This is a genomic window from Photobacterium kishitanii (genome assembly GCF_003026355.1).
Classification (GTDB): Bacteria; Pseudomonadota; Gammaproteobacteria; order Enterobacterales; family Vibrionaceae; genus Photobacterium; species Photobacterium kishitanii.
In genome coordinates, this window is sequence record NZ_PYON01000001.1 from 53,600 (window position 1) to 74,135 (window position 20,536).

Consider the following 20,536-nt stretch of genomic DNA (forward strand, 5'->3'; position numbering starts at 1 on the left):
ATTTACTGAAATTAACCACTGATTGTTTATGTAATCAGCAACTATGAAAGCTGTACAATGACAATACCATTGAATATTGTCACAATAAGGCAGTCAAAATCAGTAATAGATTGAATTATGTACTCTTCATTGCCTATCGATAGTATTAAGTCCGATTTTTTAGCGGCATTATCTCAACAGCATATAGTGGTTGAAGCTGAAACAGGATCTGGAAAATCAACCCGTTTACCATTATGGGCAGCAGAATTAGGCCGAGTGCTGGTGGTTGAGCCACGACGAGTAGCTTGTACCTCATTAGCGGAATACTTAACCACCAAGGCTGCAAACCCTTCTCTGATTTCAGTAGGTTACGCAATCCGTTTTGAACAACATTTTGATGCGAGTACCCAGGTAGTGTTTGCAACACCTGGTGTCGCCTTACGCTGGTTAAGTGATGATCAGTTAGCGCATTTTGATACCGTGATTATTGATGAATTTCATGAACGTCGTTGGGATACTGATTTACTGCTGGCATTATTAAAGCAGCGTCAAAGTCATCGTTTGGTTGCGACATCAGCCACCATGGATAGCCAACGCCTTGTTGAGTATTTAGAGGCGACTCACTTACATGCAGCAGGACGTAATTTCATGGTAGATGTTTATTACCATGCGAATGATAACCAAACCATGCCTAGTGGTGATCATCTAGAGCAACGAATCGTTAAGTTAGTGAGTCAGCATTATGATACTCATCAAGATATTTTAGTATTTTTACCTGGCAGAAAAGAAATTACGGCCGTAACTCAAGCACTAAGACGCTATTTTACTGATGCAGTTGCAGCCGATGAGATGGATGTTATTCCATTACATGCTTCTGTTACTGATGATGAACGTCAACGAGCATTAACGGCAAGCGAGAAACAACGTATTATTTTAGCCACTAATGTTGCTGAAACATCACTAACGATTCCCGGTGTAACGTTGATCATTGATTCTGGATTAGAACGTCGTACCCACCAGCGTAATGGACGGACGGTATTATCATTACATGCAATTTCAAAAGCGAGTGCTGAACAGCGTAAAGGGCGTGCTGGTCGTGTGAAAGATGGGGTTTGTATACGTTTATATGGTAAAGCTGCACCGTTGGAACGGTTAACACCAGCAGAATTACAACGTGAAGAATTGGTTGAACCTTATTTAGCTGCTTTGTGCTGTGATGCTCAATTTTCACAGCTATCATTTATAGATTCTTTACCTGAAAAAACATTAGCAAGTGCGTTTCAAGCATTACAAGCAATGAATGCGGTAACCGAGGATGAAGTCGTCACTGATTATGGTCGTCGTTTGTATCAGTTACCAATTGATAGTTTATTTGCCCATTTAATAACAGCAATGCCAGATCGCCGTCATCAAGAAGCGATGGTTGATTTAGCGGCAGCATTATCTATTCCACAAAAATTATGGCAACCCCCTAAATCAGAGCAAGATCAACACGCATTATGGTTATGGCTTGGACAGCAATACTGTGATGCTACGGCATTGATTAAAATTGTGCGAGCAGATGTCGTGCCTGAATGGCTAACAGTTGATGACAATATGCGTGTAGAAGCGCGACTGTTAGCAGCCAAAATGCGAGAAGTGTTGCAATTACCACAATTAGAAGTGGCGAGTGCATTTCGTCGTCAGTCATGGATTGAAGCTGTAATGGCCGCTGTTCCTGAGCTGGTGTATGTACGTCGAGAGCGGCGCCGACAAGCATTAGGCAATGGTTTTAATGAAGTAACATTAAGCCGTGATACCTTATTTGGTATAGAACATGATCAGTCCACTGAAGCAGCGGTAGTTTTTGATCAATTTGCTTTACCTGGAAAAGGCATCAAGCAAAATATTGTGTTGGCCACTTGCGTTTCTCCAGTGACGTTGTCACAAATGGTGGCGCTTGATTTGGGTGATAAACAACAAGGACAAACCGTTGAAGCCGGTGCTGGGCACTTTCAAACAGCCATTGAACGAGTTTATGCAGGACGAGTTATTGATACTCAATGGCAAGATGTTAGTGGTGAGGCGGCAGGTGTCGCTATTGTTAATTTAATTTTAGCCAATGAAGTATTAGAAGGGCTAGCTGCGCGCTTAAGCATTGATATTAAACAATGGAATTTATATTTAGGTTTAGGGCGTTATCAAGCTGATATTTGTCAGCGAGAGCCAGAGGTGATTGATCTAGCGTTGTGGTTATCACAACAAATTGCAGATCTTGGGATTGAAACAATTGATGATATTGCTTTATTCAGTGCCGAGGATTTTATTTTTGAGGGGATCCCTGACTGGGAACGTGAAGAGTTTGATAATCAATACCCTCACAGTGTTAATTTGAATGATTTTGAGATGCGGATAGAGTATCAAATCAGTCGTAAAACCGTGATTGCTCATTATCAACAAGGTAATCGTAAGCAAGATCCTAAGCGGTGGGAGTTACCACGCTGGCAGGGGTGGCGGATTAAATATAAGAAAGCGAGTCGTACCATTGATATTCACTAATTTTCTTGTAGATAATAACCACGGTAGCAAATAACTACCGTGGTATTGCTTTGATTACGCATTATATTATGACGCTAATTTACCCGCATTGATTTTTGCGCGAATATATTCGGAGTGATCTAAGTAGATCAGATCAGAGACTTGTCTGATCACGGCTTCTTCAAGAGGATCAATAACACCATCGGCATAAGCTACTTGCCACATTGCTTCAATCAGTTGGTAACGTTGAGGTTGTGATAATTCACGTAATTTATTCGTGAACTCATACAAAGATACTGATTGTTGGCTCTGTTGTTGCGCTTGACTAAGTAATATTGTTGCTTGCTCTTCTGTTGTATCAAGCAGCTTAATTAATAGTTGTGTTTTTGCTTGTTCTTCTCGTGGGTCACGATCATGATCTGCATTAGCTACTTCACATAAAAGTGAGGCCATCGCTAAATTCAGTGTCGGCGTATCGACTGCGCCAGCACTTGCACTTTCATTCATAACTTGTCTAAACAAAGTTCGTAATGTTGAAAACATTGTGGCCCTTATTTTGATGATAATTGCGTATAACTAACCTCTAAGTTTATATCGAGATGCTATAAAAATGAAAGTCGCTAAATATACGTTTGCAGTTTTATACGTTATATCCATTTGCGGCGATAAAAGAGTGCGAGCTGTAGAATTAAGACTCCGACTAATAATCCACAGAAGATTGAAAATGATAAATGATCTTCTGCACCAGGAATTCCATCAAGGTTGACTCCAAATAAACCTGTTAGAAAACCGAGCGGTAAGAATACGGTGGTGATTAGAGAGAGAAAATATAAACGCTGATTTAAAGCTTCTGACTGTAAACTCATTAATTCTTCTTGAGTCACATTAGCACGTTCACGAATGGCATTAAGATCATCTAGCGCATGACTGATTTTTTCATTTACTTCATGGATTTTTTGGCGCTCAGATAAAGAAAGTAGTGGTGTTTCAATAGTGATCAATTTTGCTAATGCGTCGCGTTGAGGTGTAACCGAATGACGTAATTTAACGGTTTCGCGGCGTAAGACGGCGATATTATTACGTAGATTCATTCCACTATCTGTCATCACTTGGTCTTCGAGTTCAGTTAATTGCTCATCAAGCGTATCAATGACCTTCATTTTATGACTCGCGAGATGATCGCATAAACTTAAAATAAAGTTGCCAATAGAAGTTGGGCCAAACCCTCCTTCAATATGAGCTGCTATACGTGAGATAGCCACAACCGGTTGATTTGAAGTGGTAATAATGAGGCTTTTAGTGAAATAGCCTCGGATAGAAAGCATTTTATCCGACGGCTTAGCTTGTGCATCTTTATCAATATCGACACCGCGTAACGCTAAAAAAAATCCGTCTTTAGTTTGATTAAGACGAGGGCGATCACGATCGTTAATGAGTGAGTCTTTTTCGATATCAGGCAGATGGCTTTGCTGTATCCACTGTTGTGCTTGTGGTTGGGTAAAATTAAGGTGTAACCACAACAAACCATCATCTGCTTGCCAGTTATTAATTTTATCAAGGGTTAGTGCCTGTTTGGGATGATCGCTATTGAGTTGATAACAGTAAGCAAAGCAATTTGGCATGGTGGTTCCCTTTAATAGCATTCGTACTTAAATCTTATTTATTTTATGACTATAAGCTTAACCGATATAAGTCATCGATAGAAAATAAAATAAATAAAGCTTATTAATTCTAGAGTTTACTGCTCAAGATTTAGTCTGAAATCGAGTTCTAAATTGGCGTGGGCTAAAAGAACTCCAAACTTTAAACCGAGTGCTAAAATTAGTGGGATTAGGGTAACCGCAAAAATCACTGATATGTTGAATTGGCCATGAAGTCGTGGTTAATAACCCCGCAGCATGCTCCATACGTAGATGGGTTAAGTGTTCAATCGGCGCATGATTATAGTATTGCTGACATAAACGATGTAAATGCGGTTCGGAACAAGGGTACATTGCAGCGAGATCTTTTACTTGCCAAAGATGATGTAATTGCCGTTTAGCGTGTTGAAACACATGTTCTAATCGCTGTAAGGCTAACGGTGAGTGAGGGGCGGTACGGTTGGCAACCAGTAAACAAAGTTGTTCGGTGATATTCGTTGAAAGCTGATCGACTAACGGGTAACCCAAACAGAGAGCTTGTTGAAGACAACTGATAGTTTGAAACAATAATTCTCCTGATTGTGATTGATGGTAGGTTATTTCATGGGGTAAACGCTGATCCCAGTAGTTATGTTGTTCTAACATTACCCATGCCATATCCCAAATAAGATCATTGTTATCATCGGGATTGATATCAAAGCCGTTTTCATATCCAGGTGGAACATAGATAACATGACCGGGTTGTAAGTCCCATTGCTTATCTGTACTGCTTAGCATTCCACGTCCTTTTATGGTGAACAATAGCATGTGCATGTCAGGGTTACGTCGGTAAATAGTAAAGGCTTCTTTACCGTAATTAACGCCACATTGAATAATATGCTTTTGTTCTAATGCTAATGATTGTACTTGGTCAATAATGATTGATTGACACAGCGGTGAAATATTCAAATGTTCAAACCATGCCATTAAAAAGTCCTTATTTAATTAAAGTTGATAGTTTGGCAAACGTTTTTGATTACTTAGAATAACCGTAAATTCGTAACACTAGGTATGATCATTGTCACAACGAAACCGTAAATTGGGTATTTAATCATGACAACATGGCGTACATCTGCAGATAAAAACTTTTGGCAAAAAACATGGCGATTAGCATTACCTGTTTCGATGCAGTCAATGCTGTTTGCATTATTGGGTTTAGTCGATGTACTTATGGTTTCTAAATTAGGCGAATCTTCAGTTGCGGCTGTAGGTATTGGCAACCGTATCTTCTTTTTTAATTTGTTGCTGGTGGTCGGTGTTAGTGGTGCCGTTGGGGTACTCGCTGCTCAATATTTTGGCGCTGGTAGAATGGACGGTGTAAGACGAACCCTATTGCAATCTTGGGTGTGTGCAATTGTGTTTACATTGCCTTTTGCGATTATCTACCGTTTATTTCCACAGCAAATTGTTGGTGTGATTAGTGATCAAGCCGATTTTGTTCTCCATGCTAGAGATTACCTCTACGTTTGCGGTTGGAGCATTATTTTTACCGCTATTGTGGTGCCATTAGAAGCGGCATTGCGTGCAGTAGGTGAAGCTAAAATGCCAACCTATGTTGGTTTAGTGGCAGTGTTATTAAACGCGACGCTAAATGCATTATTGATTTTTGGTTTATATGGCTTTCCTGAAATGGGTGTAGCTGGCGCTGCGTTAGGGACGACGATTTCGCGTGGTATTCAAACGGTTATTTTATTGGTCGTGACCTATTATCGTCATCGAGAAATCTTGCCTCAAGCGATTGATATTGATACAGCTAAAACGCCACACGCACGTAAACGTTATTTTGCTATTGCATTACCAATGATCATTCATGATGCAGGTTGGGCAATGGGAGTCTTAGTTTATAGTGTTATTTTTGCTCAGTTGGGAGTGACTGAACTGGCTATTATCAGCTTGTTATCACCGATAGAGGGGGTTCTTATCTCTGCCTTCATTGGTTTTGCTGTTGCCGCATCGACTATTTTAGGTCATGAATTAGGTGCCGAAAATTACCAACGTGCTTGGTATCAATCATGGTTTTTTATCGCGCTTAGCGTTTCAATGGCCTTGGTGTTGGGTATTGCGATTTGGTTAGCTAGTGACACTGTGAGTTTATGGTTGCAACGGGCCGATACGCCGAACTTAGCAATGTCGCTAAATGTGACTATGGTGCTGGCGTTGGGGTTATTCTTAAAAGTGTTTAATATGGTAGGTATTGGTGGCGTATTACGCAGTGGTGGTGATATTAAATACAGTATTTTCATTGATTTATTTGGTCAATGGGGAATAGGTATTCCACTGGCTATTTTTACTGGTGTGTTTTTGGGCTGGCCTTTGCATTGGGTATTAATGGCTATTTTGGCTGAAGAAGTCGTTAAAGTTGGTTTAACCGCTTATCGTATTCGAGGTCGTAAGTGGCTAGCGAATTTGGTTAATGATCACGACCAAGTATTAGTATCGGTATAGTTATTAGTAAAAGTGCTGTTTATAAGCAAGATATAGCCCATTTGTATGCAAGCAAATGGGCTTTTTTTATGATGGATTATGGCGTTATAGGTAATTGTCTTTTTAGCACACTGCAATGGCCTGATTTTGTGATAGAATTAACAAAAAATTTTGTAGTATATCTATACTCAACACATGCTTAAAATTTGCAGGTTGAGTTTTACTTAGTCATTGAAAAGTCAGGAATAACATTGAGTCAGTCTAATCAAACTCAACCAGACGTTTTGAATAATGAAAAAACGTTAAAAGCCGCGATTAAAGATTGCATGATGCGCGATCGTTTTCGGTTGCACAAACGTGTGCAAGGTGCGGCACGAATTAAAAATGAAAAAGCCAAGCACGCGGTATTTGATGAAATTGCGTTAGATATTGCTAAATCGATGCAAATGGTAGATTTACGCCGTAATCATCGTCCTAAAATTATTTACCCAGCTCAATTGCCGGTTAGTCAGAAAAAAGACGACATAGCAGAAGCGATTAAACATAATCAAGTGGTTATTGTTGCAGGTGAAACAGGCTCGGGTAAAACGACTCAGTTACCGAAGATCTGTCTAGAGCTTGGTCGTGGTACTCACGGTATGATTGGTCATACTCAGCCGCGCCGTCTTGCTGCGCGCTCTGTTGCCACCCGTATTGCTGAGGAAATGGAATGTGAACTTGGTTCGCATGTCGGTTATAAAGTACGTTTTAACGATCAAGTTTCTGAGCGTAGTCACGTTAAGCTAATGACTGACGGTATTTTGCTGGCTGAAATTCAGCATGATCGTTTTTTAAGCCAATATGACACCATCATTATCGATGAAGCGCACGAACGTAGCCTTAATATCGACTTTATCATGGGTTACTTACGCGAATTATTGCCGAAACGTCCAGATTTAAAAGTCATTATTACGTCGGCGACTATCGATCCTGAGCGTTTTTCAAAGCACTTTAATAATGCGCCTATTATTGAAGTATCAGGCCGTACTTTCCCTGTAGAAGTGCGTTACCGTCCTGTGGTTGAAGATGGTGATGATACTGATCGCGATCAGCTGGATGCTATTTTTGATGCGGTTGATGAGCTGTGCGATGAAGGCATGGGCGATATTCTGATCTTCATGAACGGTGAGCGTGAAATTCGTGATACCGCTGATGCATTGGAAAAACGTAATATACGTCATACTGAGATTTTGCCTTTGTATGCACGTTTATCAGCTAATGAACAAAATAGAGTGTTCCAGTCACACTCTGGTCGTCGTATTGTGCTATCGACCAACGTGGCGGAAACGTCACTAACAGTACCTGGGATCAAGTACGTTATCGATCCAGGTACAGCACGTATTAGTCGTTATAGCTATCGTACTAAAGTACAGCGTCTACCGATTGAAGCGATCTCACAAGCGAGTGCTAATCAGCGAATGGGTCGTTGTGGCCGTGTTCAAGAAGGTATCTGTATTCGTTTATATTCTGAGGATGATTTTTTATCACGCCCAGAGTTTACCGATCCAGAAATTCTACGTACTAACTTAGCATCCGTTATTCTGCAAATGACAGCGATTGGTTTAGGTGATATTCAAGCCTTTCCATTTGTTGAAGCGCCCGATAATCGCAATATTCAAGATGGTATTCGTCTGCTAGAAGAATTAGGGGCAATTAACCCTAAGGCGACAGATCCACGTAAGCGTTTATCTAACCTTGGACGTCAGTTAGCCCGTTTACCGATTGATCCACGTTTGGCTCGAATGGTTTTAGAAGCACCTAAAACAGGCTCATTGCGTGAAGTGATGATCATTGCCTGTGCGCTATCTATTCAAGATCCGCGTGAGCGTCCATCAGATAAGAAGCAACAGTCAGATGAGAAGCATCGTCGTTTTTACGATAAAGATTCTGATTTTGTTACTTTTGTAAACTTATGGAATTATATTCAAGAGCAGCAGAAAGAATTATCCAATAATCATTTTCGCCGTTTATGTAAAAAAGAGTTCTTAAACTATTTACGTATCCGTGAGTGGCAGGATATTTATTACCAAGTTAATCAAGTAGTCAAAGAACTTGAGTTAAAAATGAATGGTAATGAAGCTAGCTATGACGGCATCCATATTGCTCTGCTTAGTGGTTTGCTATCGCATATCGGTATGAAAGATCAAGAGAAGAATGAATATCAAGGTGCGCGTAATGCTCGCTTTAATATCTTCCCAGGATCGGGCATTTTTAAGAAGCAACCCAAATGGGTTATGGTTGCAGAGCTGGTTGAAACCTCACGTTTATGGGGACGGATTGGTGCAAAAATCCAGCCAGAATGGGTTGAGCCATTAGCCGAACATTTGATCAAACGTAGCTACAGTGAGCCACATTGGGAGAAAAAATCAGCCGCAGTACATGCGTTTGAAAAAGTTACCCTTTATGGTATTCCTGTCGTAGGTAAGCGTAAGGTTAACTACGGTAATATTGATCCTGCATTATCACGCGAAATATTCATTCGTTCAGCATTGGTTGAAGGGGATTGGGATACTAAGCATAAGTTCTATCAGCAAAACCGTAAATTATTGCGCGAAGTAGAAGAACTTGAGCATAAATCTCGTCGTCGTGACATTTTGATTGATGATGATGAGCTATTTGAGTTCTATGATCAACGTATTGATTTACAAGTAACTTCTGGGCGCCATTTTGATAGTTGGTGGAAAAAAGCCTCAAAAGAAAATCCAGAATTGCTTAACTTTGAACGTGAAATGCTCTTCCGTGGTGATGCCAGTCATGTAACAGATCTCGATTATCCTAACTTCTGGCACCAAGGTAACTTAAAACTAAAGTTAAGTTATCAATTTGAGCCTGGTGAAGATAACGATGGTGTTACTGTTCATGTACCGCTAGCGATTTTAAACCAAGTTAAACCTGATGGTTTTGATTGGCAGATCCCTGGTTTACGTCATGAACTTGTGGTTGCATTAATTAAATCATTGCCTAAGACGTTACGACGTAACTTTGTTCCAGCGCCTAACTATGCTGATGCTTTCCTTGCGCGTGTAAAGCCAATGGAAATGCCATTATTAGATGCGCTTGAGAAAGAACTTAAACGTATGACGGGTGTGACCTTAGTTCGCGAAGATTGGAAATTAGAGCAAATTCCTGATCACCTTAAAATTACCTATCGTGCTGTTGATCATCACAATCGTAAGTTACGTGAAAGCAAAGATATTTACGGCTTAAAAGATAACCTAAAAGAAAAAGTTCAAGAAACATTATCACAAGTAGCTGATGATGATATTGAACAAGAGGGTTTGAAAACGTGGAGTTTTGGTGCGTTACCTGAGCGTTATCAGCAAAAACGTGGTGGCTTTGAAGTTAAAGCTTTCCCTGCACTAACGGATAATAAAGATTCAGTTGGTATCAAACTATTTGAAACCGAAGAAGAGCAGCATAACGCAATGCAAGCCGGTCAACGTCGTTTGATTTTATTAAACGTACCGTCACCGATTAAATACTTGCACTCAAACTTGCCAAACAAATCAAAGTTAGGTTTGTACTTTAACCCGTATGGTCGTGTGCTAGATCTTATTGATGACTGCATTGCGTGTGGTATCGATAAGCTGATTGAACAAAAAGGCGGTTTAGCTTGGCAGCCTGAAACGTTTGAAGCGCTGAAAGAGTACGTACGTGCTGAACTCGGTGATACGGTAGTTGAAATTGCTAAGCAAGTAGAAGAAATTCTAACAACGGCATTTAATATCAGTAAACGCCTGAAAGGACGCATTGATTTACGCATGGCGTTTGCAATGTCTGATATTAAAGCACAAATAGAAAGTTTAATATTTAAAGGCTTTGCAACTGAGTGTGGTTGGAAGCGTTTACCCGATATTTTACGTTATATGCGTGCAATTGAACGCCGTATGGAAAAACTACCGATTGATCCAAATAAAGATCGAGTACATGTTTTAAAAATTGAATCAGTAGTTAATGATTATAAAGAGTTATTGAATAAGATCCCGAAAGGGCAGCCTGTACCAGATAAAGTAAAAGAGATCCGTTGGATGTTAGAAGAACTCCGCGTTAGTTTCTTTGCTCAACAGTTAGGCACACCTTATCCAATTTCTGATAAACGTGTTCGTAATGCGATTAATGAGTGCTAGTTATTTAGTTAACGCATAATCAAAATAGTATAAATAAAAAGGCCGATGCGATAACCGCAGCGGCCTTTTTTTCAGGGGGAATATCTACAGCTAGTGTGTTTGCGTTGCTGTTTTAGTCTCTGTCAGAGGCTGTTTTTTAGCGGCTTTTTTCTCGAAACGAGAGATCCACAAGTAAGCGAGCCCTGCAAATACAGCTGTCATAAAGACATTAATAAAGAAAGCCTTAACAAGGTTTACACCTGGAGGGAATGCCGATGCCGTCATACTCACCATAAAGATAACAATCAGTACCGACACCATACCCATGCCAAACATACGTGAGCCCATACGGAAATCGCGAGGGGTATCATCATGCTTTAAACGGAATACAAAGTATGCAACCATGATAAAGATTGGCGGTAACATTGCAGTACCTGCAGTTAGGTTAATTGCCGTACTCATCATTTCTTGTACTGATTCAGAACCAAAGCCGTTAGCAATAAGCATGACTAGTACAAAACCAAACTGCCACCATGCTGCGCGTACTGGTACACCATGCTTATTTAACTGGGTAGTTTTTTCGCCGTAAACACCTTTTGGTATTTCAGAGAAGTGAATTTTAACCGGTGCTGCAGTCCACATCATCATCGCACCAAACATTGCAATAAATAGTACGATACCAACAAAACGTCCGACTAATTCAGCTGAAAGGCCAAAGTAATGTGCCATGCCAGTAAAGATCTCAACCATACCACCAGAGTAAGTTAGATCGCCACGTGCTACAAACACGTTAACCAATAGTGAGCCAATAGCATACATGCTACCAATTATCACGCCTGCTGCGATAATTACTTTAATGAATGATTTCTGACCACCTTTAACATCGTTCAAATAAGCTGCTGCCGTTTCAGCACCACCAGCGGCTTGGAAAATCCAACACATAATACCCAATGTTGCCCAATTAATGGTTGGGGTCATTGCTTCAAGAGTAATAGGTTCTGCTGGTGGAGTATCGCCACTTAGCGCCATCAATGCACCAATAACGTAAATAGCAAACAGTGCAAATACACCATAGGCGACGATTTCAGAAATTTTACCTAGCCAAGATGCACCTTTGGTTGAAATATGCGTGGCAGCGGCAAAAAGAACAATTGAAATCATTGAGGTTACCATTGGCGAGAACGCATATTCATAACCCAACATAGCATAGGATGCGTAGGCAATAACGTTAGGTAACAATGAAATAAACCAAAATAAATTTACAAACCAGTATAAGAATGACCCCATGTAAGCGGCTTTCGTTCCTAGAGGTTGTTTGATCCAGTCATACATACCGGATTCAGAGTTTTTATTCGCAGAAACAAATTCAGCAATAATGAAAACAAAAGGAATGAAATAAACTAGCGTGGCAAAGAGAAAAATGGGGGCTGAACTTAACCCTAATTCGATGTTGTTATTAACAATATTTCGGACATTGAATACTGCTGCAAATGTCATAGACAGTAGAGCAAATTTTCCAATCGTACCGCGCATAGATTCAGACATAATGTCCTCCGTTGAATCAACTTTATGATAATTCAGGTGAGAATTATCTAAAGATGCGAGAAAGAAACCACTAAACTAATAACATTAAAACTATCAATTTAGTTAAGATGAAATGGATTTTAGTAAAACTTTTACTAAAATATAGGAGTGAAAACGTTTTCCTTTAACTAGGTCACAGTTTGTTGTTCATTGTGTGTCGACGATGTGATTTAGTTAAAAGTTGCTATCTGATCAGTAACAATAAAGAAAAATGTAGAAAAAATAAGGCTTGAATATATAAACAATAAAATAACCCTGATATATCAATTAATTATGTTTAATTAGTGAGAACTGCTGGCTAGGGGGACATATTGTTGGTTAAAAGGGGGGATTAATACGAAAAGACATTAGGTTATTGAGATCAGATGTGCGACAACCTCTCATTTTTAAAGTTACATATAATTTATACGTTGAAAAAAATGCTATTAGATTGATAAAATATCAAAAATATCAATAACTTTGGTCTAATGTATTTGTTTTTGAAATCTTATTCCAAATACTATTACGTGTAAGGGATTACGGGATTTTGAATAAAAGTAATATGTCTATTAAGCAATGTAGAGTAAATAACAGAAAACAGAATAATAGAATTATTTTAAATGTTTGCTGTCTTCTACTATCTATATTCATGATGGGATGTCAATCAACAACTCGACCTGATTGGTATAGCAATATTGCAGGTAATGATATTGATTATATTTATGCAGTTGGAGATGGTCGAAGTTTATCTAGCGCAAAAAAATCTGCTTTAAGTCAAATTAATGAGCAGTTATGGACACAAGTAAGTTCATCATCAGCATATATTGAGCAATTTAAACAAGTTAATGAAAACCAATTTAGTCATCAATCTGCAGATAATAGAATTAATACTCAATCAGCAGAAATGATATTTACAGGTATTGAGTTTCTCCAATCAGCGCAAGATGATGCTGGTTTTTTTGTTCAGGCTCGTATTAAACGTGAGAATATAAAAAACCAACTTAAAGCCGACCTTGGTGCAATTGAAGTTAGAGCCCAAATGATCCTTCAGCAAAAAGCTCATCAAGATTTGCTTATTTGGTGGTTAGCTAATAGAACAGTAGATCATTTATTTCGGCAGTATCAGGTGAAGGTAGGGGTTTTATCGGCATTAGATGTAACACTTGTGAATAAGATGACTTATTTACCTCAATTAGCGACTGAAGTTGAAAAAGTAAGATCATCGTTATTAATTAGAATTGTTTCTGATCATCGAGATCGAATAAGCATTGGTGTTTTACAAAAGCAATTGGCTTTAGAAGGTATTGCGACAATAGAGCAAACTAAGCCACAAATAACGCATACGATAATCATGAAATCTAATTATCGTCAGTCTATTGTTGGCGATGCATTTATTACTACAAAATTTACAGATCTAATAACGAATAATAAAAATGGCAAAACGTTATCAAAAAATGAAATTATTTCTAATGCTAATTCTTTAACGAATTATAAGGTTTCTAAAGATGGGGCAGAGCGCCATTTTTCTGAGCGCATGGTAGAAATGGGAATTTGGCAATCATTAGGGTTTTCTAATATCTAGTACACATGGAGTATAACGGTGTTTTTTAAAAAAGGACTGATAGCAGTCGCATTACTTTCGACAATTTCAGGATGTTCTTCGATGGATCCTGATCGCTTATGTTTGCCGTCAGAAAGAATTGAAATGAATAATGCGGAGGTACCTATTGTACCGAATAAGGATAGGAAAATTATTGTATTGCCAGTTGATATTCCTTTTCCCGAGTCTGCAGCTTATTCGTTAAAGGCTTTAATTCTCAATGAGTTAGAAGCGACTATTACAGAAATTGGTGGTCATGTCGTTGATAGAAAATTGGCCAGCAAATTAAAAAATGAAATTAAATTAGCGGAGCAAAGTGGTCGCTATAATACTAATGGCGTGCCGATTGCCGATATTGCTGTAATAACAGAAGTAACAGCAAGTAATCTGAGTTATTCATTTGAGAAAGAAAGGAAAAGAAAAACAAAAGATGGAGAAACAAAATATTATCCATCAAAATGTGAATTTGATGTTGATGTAAAAGCTATCACAAAAGTTATTTCTTTACCTGATATGTCGTTATTAGAACGTATTGAATTTTCTGGATCTGATTCAAGTTCAACAGAAACGCGGGATTCGGATTGTCCTATTTCTCAAGCTAAATATGTTGGCATGGCTAATGAAGCTGCGACTAATGCAATAAAGCATAGTTTCGATTTACAAAAGATGCTTGCGCCTATTGCACCAGTTATTGAGCTTCGTCAGTGTAGCGCTGGCAGCATGGTAAAAATCGGTATGGGAAGTAATAGGAAAATACGACCTGGTTCAGATATTATCTTTTCTCAAATTTATAAAAATGAATTAGGTGAAATTGAAACATATACGATAGGAGAGGGAAATGTAGTCGATATTGAGAATGATGGCATTAAACCAACATTTTCATGGGTAGCGATTGAAGAGGATCTTTCTTTAAAATTACGTCGTGGTGATGCAGCTAAAATTGTACCAGGATGTAGTCCACTTATGGATAGTAATTGTACAGTAGGGATGTGGTTAGATTTATGATTAATAAAACAATATTATCAATATTTATCGTCGGTGTATTAAGTTCATGTGCAAGTACAAGTACTACTACCATTGTTGAGAATCAAAATTTTTCGACTTGTACTTATCCTGATTCTCCAAAAGATAAAGCTCCAGCATGGATTTGCGATGTCATGCCATCAGATATATCTACAGCAGCCATGGGTTATGCTAAAAAAAATGCTGCTGGGTTATCTGTAATGCGCAAGGTCGCCATGAATGATGCGCGTGTTATGTTAGCATCACAGTTTGAAATTGACGTTAATAATATGTTCAAACAAGCGATGTCTGCTACAACAGAAACCGCGAACAATGATGGTATCGACAGTGTTAATGAAGCTGTATTTGAATCATTTGAAAATGCGACTAAAACTGTAGTTTCAAGATCACTGATTAATAGCAAAGTGCTAATGAGTCAGATGAGCCCTACTGGTGGTTTATATGTATTAGTTGGGATGAATGAACAAGCTTATAAAACGAACGTAAATTCAGTTGTGGCTGCAGTAGGTCAAGATTCAAAATTGTGGAAAAAATTCAACAATGAGAAAGCAGCTGAAAATTTAACTAAAGTATTAGATTCTCTAAAACAGATTTAGTTTCTCGTAAGTAATGTGTTATGAAATATAAGGTTATCTTTGAGATAACCTTTTTCTATGTGATTAGGATAATAAACATGGAATTGATAAACCGAAATATTATAACTATTGCGATTACTTCAATGCTAATGAGTAATACTGTTAGTGCGAAAGATCTCTTCGTTGAATTAGAATCAGAAAAAAAATATGTTAATTCGCTATCTAAAGAAAAAGTGGCAGAGTTTCATTTATGGTTAAATAATTATCTTGATGGCTATGAACAATGGCGTGACGCTTACATTAATGATCTAGATATTTATCGTTCTGCATTAATTGAACAGTGGGGGCGTGGAGATGTTTCAGATAAGAATAAATATGTAGAGTACAGTGATGATAATCAAGTTAAAAAGGTCATTGATTACGATAATAATACAGTAACCATTTCTGTACTTACAGATGAAATTATAAATGAAAAAAAAATAGCTCAATTAGTACCACAAAAATTAGATATTGATGGTATTAATATTAATTTATCTCAAGCAGATAAGCGTATTGAAACTGTTAATTATTCATTTGAAAATGAGAGAAAAGAAAAACGTTTCGTTATCGATCAAATAGAATCTCAAATGCAGCAATTAGATATACAAGCGGAACGATTAATTTTAGCTGAAACGGGTATTCCGCCATCATTTATTTATCAGAGGAGTAATGATAAAAAAGAAAAGTTATTACAATCGGGTAAAAAACGTTTATTAACAATAGTTGATTTATATGAAAAAAAGAGAACTGAATTAGGTATTGAAAGAGTAGAGAATAAACCTAAGTTAACAACACCTGAAACAAATAATAAAAGTGTTATTACTAGTCAATCAAAAATTAAGATAGAGATATTAGATTCTACATCTAAAAAAGAGTTTAATATTTTAGCGAAAGAAAAAAGTAATGATAAAGAGAGTGTAATAAAACCAAAGAAGATTGTTAGTTATAATCTATTATTACCAGCTAATAGTTTACAAAAAAGAGCAGCTCAATATCAGGCTATTGTTGATAAAGAAAGCAAACGTTGGTTGATAGATAGTGCCCTTATTATGGCAATTATACACAGTGAATCATCATTTAAATCTAATGCTAAATCATATATTCCTGCTTATGGATTAATGCAAGTAGTACCAACAAGTGCTGGTCATGATGTTAATAAATATATTCACAAAATCGATGCACCAATGGAAGTAAGTGATTTATATGTACCGTTAGTTAATGTGGAAACAGGTTCTGCATATCTTAATATTTTAAATAATCGTTATTTAAAAGCTATAACAAATGAACAAAGTAGAATGTATTGTATGATTGCAGCGTATAACACTGGGGCTGGTAATGTAGCTAGAGCCTTTAATAAAGATCGTTCTACTAATATAAATAAAGCTGCCATTGTTATTAATTCAATGAGCTCTCAACAAGTTTATGATCATTTAGTAAAAAATCTTCCTTATGATGAAACTAAAAATTACTTAAAAAAAGTTAATAATAGAATTGCATTATATAAATAGAAAAATATTAAGGACGTTAATAATGGTCATATTTAACGATGTAAAAATTAAGAAAGAAGTAATAGATAAACTGATTAATGACGATAATTCACAGAATAATATAAAACATAAATGGGCTAAAATAATTGCGTTTTTTTCGATTGTTGCTATTGCTTTTGGTGGGTTAAATGACACGATTGATGCTGTAGATAAAATATATAACATTACATTGTCACAATTTACGGATATACCATCACATAATAAATTGAGTAAGATTTATGTAAGAGCGTCTGAGGAATTATTAGATGATACTTTTGGAGCGCCATCATATATTAAAAAAACGACATCTGGCGACTTTATTAAATATTATAAAGATAAGAGATTTATATTGTCATCAGTGACTCGAGATGGTGCTATAGTTGCTTTTTTAGTTTTTCCTAAGAACAACTTTATTCCAAATACTTCTGAGCATGCAGGTGGCGATAATTTATTATTTACTCCATTTTCATCAAAAGAATCAGTAACGGATATTCGAGTAAATGCTTCACGCTCTGTTAGTTATTATATAGAAGAAAATCCAGTGGGAGAGTTTAGTAATCTTTATTCATCTATTGCTGGCTATAGTGAGTTTTTAATGCCACTTGATCAAGAAAAACAAAAACTATTCTATCGCTTATCTGAAGCGCTTGTTATTGGCGATAATGTCTCAGAATTAGTTGTGAACTTACGGAATAAAGTCATTCCTAATTTTTATGGGTATAGTATTGAAGGGCTTAATGATCTCGAATCAGCGATATTAACATTGACAGAATATCGACTGATGATGAAATAAGTAAAACCAGCCATCTTATCTAAGATGGCTGGTTTATTAAATTAACGTTCCCAGTATGCTTCTTCAAGACAATCTTCGCGTTCTGGTAAACCATGAGAAAGGCGAGGAGCGTGTTGAATTAGCACTTCGTAACTTACACGGTTTGAGTATTGGCAAATCTGGGAAAATGAAGAGTATGACAAAAACTGTGCAGTATGCTTAGCAGAGTTTGGTACATTGATTTTATGGAAACGGTTAGCAGACATGTCATGTAGTAGCGCTGACAGTGCAGCATCACCGGCACCGTTGGTATTTTTAATCTCGACTGGGCCACCAAGATAAGGTGCAATATGAGAGTAAACACGAATGGGGTTTTCACAATCAGCTTTTGCCATTGGACGACTAAATTCATATTTATTAAATTCAGCAATACGACCAGGCAATAATGGCAGCGTTGATTCACGCTTTAATTCATCATCAGTGTAACCTGCCATGTAAAGTCCGGCAGGACCCGCTGTACATAATACCATGTCAACCCATTCTAGCGCTTTATCTGCGGCCATCAGTGGATCTGTTTCGCCTGTAAGTGCTTCGGCTTCTTCTTCGTTCATTGCAATACAAGTTACGTGTTCTTTGATGAATTCAATCCACCATTCACGTTTGTCTTCAATAACGTATTTCGTACCAAGAGTAAGTACAACCGGTACATTATTCTTTTTAGCAAACTCAATCGCTTTAAGTGCAGCATCCTTCATTGGATCTGTGGGTTTACCGCGTACTAAATAAGAAGAAAGTACAAGAGCAGAAGCTTGTTTAAATGCACATTCAGGAATGCTATCAGGACTAAGTTGGTTCATTTGACCTTCGTTGATCGCAAACGTACGTTCACCATCTTTGGTGATCAACGTATAGCAACGACCAATAGGACCACAAACTGGCTGGAGGTAATCAAGATCAATACGACTAGAAGTATTGCAAAGGTAACGGTAAGCATAAGATCCAATTTGAAGATCTTTGCTCATTACCCCAAGTAGAATTGACTTATCATCAGCTAAAACTGAGTAATTATGTAACGTATTACCAATCGTATCACCAGGGTATTCATGGCTGATCAATTTACGTTCTTTCAACTCTTGATACAGTAGTTCAGCTTTATCTTCATCAAGAACTAAAGAGTGGCCTTTACTTAGAGCATGTCTGGCTAAGAAGTCATCGTCGACGCGCGCTTCAATATCAACAATCGTTTGACCTACGCCAACAAGATGTGATTTAGCTAACGGGTTTTCTTGTTGAATTTGAACAACCAATGGATCGCGAGCATTGACAGGGAAGTAATGCTTTGACTTACGTTGACCAGGAAATTTCATGTCTAAAGGCTATAGAAATAAGGGATTTTGATTCATTCTATCATGAAAATGAGAGATAAATCCCATTTCTTTGGTGTTCTTACCTTGAAATTGATTCTTTTGCCGCTTTTTTAAACGACTTGTTCAAAAAGCTATGGTTAGATGCTAATAACGCAAGTTTGTCGGTGCTTTTATTGTTCAATTCGTATTTTTAATTATAAATTAAGGATGTGTATTTATTGCTATAACTGGTTGTTAGAAGAGCTATTTATAAAAAAGCCGCAAAAGCGACTTTTTTTATTCAGAAACAATAAATTTAGTTTAAGCGTTTTAGTTCTTGTTGAGCACTTGTACCACCAACAGGTCGATTTACTGAAATAGAACGGCCTTTTTTCATGCCTTTTTCGTAATCATCTGTCAATGCTTTCATCGCTTCTTGAAGTTGTTTCTTGAACGTTTCTCTGTCTAAATTTTCAAACTGCTTATCGATGTAGTTTGCCATGCGTTGGTCATGGTCATCATCGGTATTTAACACTGGTAGTTTTTCTAGTGCGCCTTCAATCCAACCAGCAAGAAATGAGGATACGCGACGGGTTACTTCTTGGGTGCTAGTTCCTGTTCCTGCAAAGCTATTACGGAATTGACCTGTTTGTTGGTTCATTTCACGGTAAACAATATCAAATGCAAAGGCTGCGAAAATAGCACGCTCTGCTGCCCCGATAAATTCAGCTTGCTTTAATCCTTTGTAATTAGTGAGAACGCACTCAACCCCAAAGCGACGATTAATACCGCGAATAATTTTCAGAATTTGTGAGCTAATATCTGTCGGTAATAATGTTTTTGACTTTGTTTTGCCCATCTTAATGAATTCAATATCGTCTTTTTCTAGACCATATTTAAGCATGAGGCGGTGAGCCATACGAATGGCTTGGGCTGCTTCGTTTACATTTGCTGAATTACCCAACTCAAGGCATTTTGCAATTTTCTTGAGGGCCTTTCGCTTCTGTTCTGACATTAAACATACTCATGACTAAAAGAGGGCACATATTTTACCGCTTTATAGCCTCAGACTACAAGTATGTAATTGTGATAACTGTGCTAATTGATATTAATTGCGATAGGGGATTGATATTTAGTCATAAATAACCAAATTTAAGTATGAAAATGTGTTGTTTAAGAGACATGTTTTGTAAAAAATCTATCATTTAGTCGCATCATTGGATAAGACACTGACCGATCGTTCGTCATCTCAACGTCGAGGTACGAAAATATTCAGGATCGCTCACAGCGAACAGTGTTCCTAATTGAATATGATAAATACAAACGAGAAAGGCAACATAGTCTGCAT

General features: G+C 37.6%; 14 protein-coding genes. 8 read left to right on the forward strand and 6 right to left on the reverse strand.

Annotation, left to right across the window (positions count from 1 at the left end):
• The first annotated feature begins 117 nt into the window (after positions 1-117).
• On the forward strand, positions 118-2,517 hold the full coding sequence (locus C0W29_RS00245) for a helicase-related protein (RefSeq protein WP_045044538.1): 2,400 nt from the start codon (positions 118-120) through the stop codon (positions 2,515-2,517).
• A 66-nt stretch (positions 2,518-2,583) separates the two neighbouring features.
• Here the strand turns inward: C0W29_RS00245 and C0W29_RS00250 are convergent, their stop codons facing one another.
• The 3 genes from C0W29_RS00250 to C0W29_RS00260 form a co-directional block, all read right to left on the reverse strand.
• A complete protein-coding gene (locus C0W29_RS00250; RefSeq protein ID WP_036794785.1) occupies positions 2,584-3,039 on the reverse strand; it encodes a tellurite resistance TerB family protein in 456 nt (151 codons plus the stop codon).
• Positions 3,040-3,143: 104 nt separating this feature from the next.
• Entirely contained in the window at positions 3,144-4,118 is a 975-nt protein-coding gene (locus tag C0W29_RS00255; protein WP_045044537.1) for a zinc transporter ZntB, read from the reverse strand.
• 123 nt (positions 4,119-4,241) lie between these two features.
• Entirely contained in the window at positions 4,242-5,102 is an 861-nt protein-coding gene (locus tag C0W29_RS00260) for an AraC family transcriptional regulator (protein ID WP_045044536.1), read from the reverse strand.
• Between the two features lie 126 nt (positions 5,103-5,228).
• Here C0W29_RS00260 and C0W29_RS00265 point away from each other — a divergent pair, with 126 nt between their 5' ends.
• Both C0W29_RS00265 and hrpA read left to right on the forward strand, forming a co-directional pair.
• The gene (locus C0W29_RS00265) at positions 5,229-6,620 is read left to right on the forward strand and encodes an MATE family efflux transporter (protein WP_045044535.1); all 1,392 of its coding nucleotides are present in this window, start codon (positions 5,229-5,231) and stop codon (positions 6,618-6,620) included.
• A 263-nt stretch (positions 6,621-6,883) separates the two neighbouring features.
• The gene (gene hrpA / locus C0W29_RS00270) at positions 6,884-10,765 is read left to right on the forward strand and encodes an ATP-dependent RNA helicase HrpA (RefSeq protein ID WP_373455563.1); all 3,882 of its coding nucleotides are present in this window, start codon (positions 6,884-6,886) and stop codon (positions 10,763-10,765) included.
• 90 nt (positions 10,766-10,855) lie between these two features.
• On the opposite strand, the gene C0W29_RS00275 is transcribed toward hrpA, so the two are convergent.
• Positions 10,856-12,289, reverse strand: a complete 1,434-nt coding sequence (locus tag C0W29_RS00275) for an amino acid permease (RefSeq protein ID WP_045042052.1) — start codon at positions 12,287-12,289, stop codon at positions 10,856-10,858.
• 565 nt (positions 12,290-12,854) lie between these two features.
• Here C0W29_RS00275 and C0W29_RS00280 point away from each other — a divergent pair.
• From C0W29_RS00280 to C0W29_RS00300, 5 genes are all read left to right on the forward strand, one after another.
• Positions 12,855-13,889, forward strand: a complete 1,035-nt coding sequence (locus C0W29_RS00280; protein ID WP_146146387.1) for an LPP20 family lipoprotein — start codon at positions 12,855-12,857, stop codon at positions 13,887-13,889.
• An 81-nt stretch (positions 13,890-13,970) separates the two neighbouring features.
• Complete coding sequence (locus tag C0W29_RS00285) at positions 13,971-14,912, forward strand: hypothetical protein (RefSeq protein WP_045042050.1); 942 nt, start codon at positions 13,971-13,973, stop codon at positions 14,910-14,912.
• Positions 14,912-15,526: an LPP20 family lipoprotein gene (locus C0W29_RS00290; protein WP_173425715.1), complete on the forward strand. Its 615-nt coding sequence runs from the start codon at positions 14,912-14,914 to the stop codon at positions 15,524-15,526. The genes C0W29_RS00285 and C0W29_RS00290 overlap by 1 nt, the downstream gene beginning before the upstream one ends.
• Positions 15,527-15,603: 77 nt before the next feature.
• Complete coding sequence (locus tag C0W29_RS00295; protein ID WP_181318124.1) at positions 15,604-17,052, forward strand: transglycosylase SLT domain-containing protein; 1,449 nt, start codon at positions 15,604-15,606, stop codon at positions 17,050-17,052.
• Positions 17,053-17,071: 19 nt separating this feature from the next.
• A complete protein-coding gene (locus C0W29_RS00300) occupies positions 17,072-17,863 on the forward strand; it encodes an ETEC_3214 domain-containing protein (RefSeq protein ID WP_107174212.1) in 792 nt (263 codons plus the stop codon).
• Between the two features lie 41 nt (positions 17,864-17,904).
• Here the strand turns inward: C0W29_RS00300 and C0W29_RS00305 are convergent, their stop codons facing one another.
• Positions 17,905-19,209, reverse strand: coding sequence for an inosine/guanosine kinase (locus C0W29_RS00305; RefSeq protein ID WP_036794766.1), 1,305 nt, complete (start codon positions 19,207-19,209; stop codon positions 17,905-17,907).
• A gap of 295 nt (positions 19,210-19,504) precedes the next feature.
• Positions 19,505-20,203 (reverse strand): DUF2786 domain-containing protein, encoded by a 699-nt coding sequence (locus C0W29_RS00310; protein WP_036794764.1) that lies wholly within the window; start codon positions 20,201-20,203, stop codon positions 19,505-19,507.
• Positions 20,204-20,536 lie beyond the last annotated feature (333 nt).